Below are 1,745 nucleotides of genomic sequence, written 5' to 3'. Positions count from 1 at the left end.
GGATACTGTTGGCGAATTGGTTTCCAGCGGTGAGAGCTACCTTCAGAGGTACCTTAATCGCTTCTGCTGATGAGCCTGCACCCCCAACCCAACGCGCCCGTTCCACCCCAAACGCGCCAGGTCGCGCAGGCCGCTTTTCCGCACGGTAACCGCTACTTGCAGTTGCGCGATACGTTGGGTACGCTGTATGACGATGCGCTCTTTGCCGATCTGTTTCCCGCACGCGGCCAAACAGCCCAGGCACCCTGGCAGCTCGCGGTAGTGACGGTGCTGCAATTCGCGGAAAATCTCTCCGACCGCCAGGCAGCCGATGCCGTGCGCAGCCGCATCGATTGGAAGTACCTGCTGGGGCTGGAGCTGACCGACCCCGGTTTTGACTTTAGCATCCTCTCGGAATTTCGCCAGCGGTTAGTGGCCGGCCACGCCGAGCAGCGCCTGCTCACGCACCTGCTGGCGTGCTGCCAGGACCACCAGTGGCTGAAAGCCGGCGGCAAACAGCGCACGGACTCGACGCATGTGCTGGCGCGTGTTCGGGACATGAACCGCCTGGAGTGCGTGGCGGAAACGATGCGCTTCGCCCTCAACCGCCTAGCCGCGCTCCTGCCCGAGTGGTTGGCCCACCACCTCCAACCGGAGTGGGCCGCCCGGTATGGCCCCCGTGCCGAGGAGTATCGCCTGCCGCACACCACTGCCCAGCGGGTCGCGTACGCCCAGCAGGTTGGGCAAGATGGCTGGTGGCTGCTGGAGCGCATTGCGGACGACCCACAAGCCGCCTTCCTCTGGCAAGTGCCGGCAGTTGACATCCTGCGCCGGGTCTGGATGCAGCAGTTTCGGATAGAAGATGGTCAGGTGCGCTGGCGCGTTGAAAACCAGGGCGAATTACCGCCTTCGGCCCAGTTGATCAGCTCGCCCTATGATGTCGAAGCCCGGTATAGCCGCAAACGCGCCACGACGTGGGTCGGCTACAAGGTGCATCTGACCGAAACCTGCGAGGACGAGCAACCCCACCTGATAACGCAGGTGGCCACCACTGTCAGCACCGCAGGCGATTCGGACACGTTGCCCCACATTCAGCAGGGCTTGGCCGACCAGTCGTTGCTCCCGTCGCAGCAGCTGGTGGACACCGCGTACGTCAGCGCGGAGCTGCTCGTGCAGAGCCAGCAACGCCATCGGGTGGAGTTGGTTGGCCCCGCGCGAAAAGACCAGAAGTGGCAAGCCCTAGCGGGGCAGGGGTATGCGGCGGCGGATTTCCACGTGGATTGGGACGCGCAGCAGGCTACGTGTCCCCAGGGGCAGGTGTCGCAGTCCTGGGTCAGGACGCTGGAAAACGGCCAGCCCCGCGTCTTCATCCGGTTTTCCCAGAAGCAGTGCGGGCCCTGTCCCGTTCGGGTGCAGTGTACGCGCACGAAGCGCCGCGCCATCAAGCTGCGTGCCGATGCCCCTTATCACGCCTTGCAAGCGGCCCGGGCACGCGACAAGCGGGCGGACTGGACGCTGCTCTACAATCACCGAGCAGGCATCGAAGGCACGATTTCGCAAGCCGTACGCGGGTTTGGCATGCGGCGTTCCCGCTACGTGGGCCTGGCCAAAACCCATTTGCAGCACGTCTGTATCGCCGCGGCGGTGAATCTGTGGCGGATCGTGGACTGGCTAAATACCGTGCCGTTAGCCCAGACTCGTCAGGCTGCTTTTGAGCGATTGATGCCTCCGGCAATGACCTAAAACCAATTCGCCAACAGTATCCC

At 63.7% G+C, this 1,745-nt stretch carries 1 protein-coding gene; it reads left to right on the top strand.

Features of this window, described 5'->3' with window-relative positions; translation table 11 throughout:
• Positions 1-69: 69 nt before the first annotated feature.
• Entirely contained in the window at positions 70-1,722 is a 1,653-nt protein-coding gene (locus ROI90_RS21060) for an IS1182 family transposase (protein WP_089333765.1), read from the top strand.
• Positions 1,723-1,745: the final 23 nt, after the last annotated feature.

The sequence above is a fragment of the Hymenobacter endophyticus genome (assembly GCF_032464715.1).
Classification (GTDB): domain Bacteria; phylum Bacteroidota; class Bacteroidia; order Cytophagales; family Hymenobacteraceae; genus Hymenobacter; species Hymenobacter endophyticus.
This window is presented reverse-complemented; position numbering and strand designations above follow the sequence as displayed.

Coding starts and splice junctions, on each gene's coding strand:
- ROI90_RS21060 (WP_089333765.1), top strand. CDS start 70: ATGAGCCTGCACCCCCAACCCAACGCGCCCGTTCCACCCCAAACGCGC.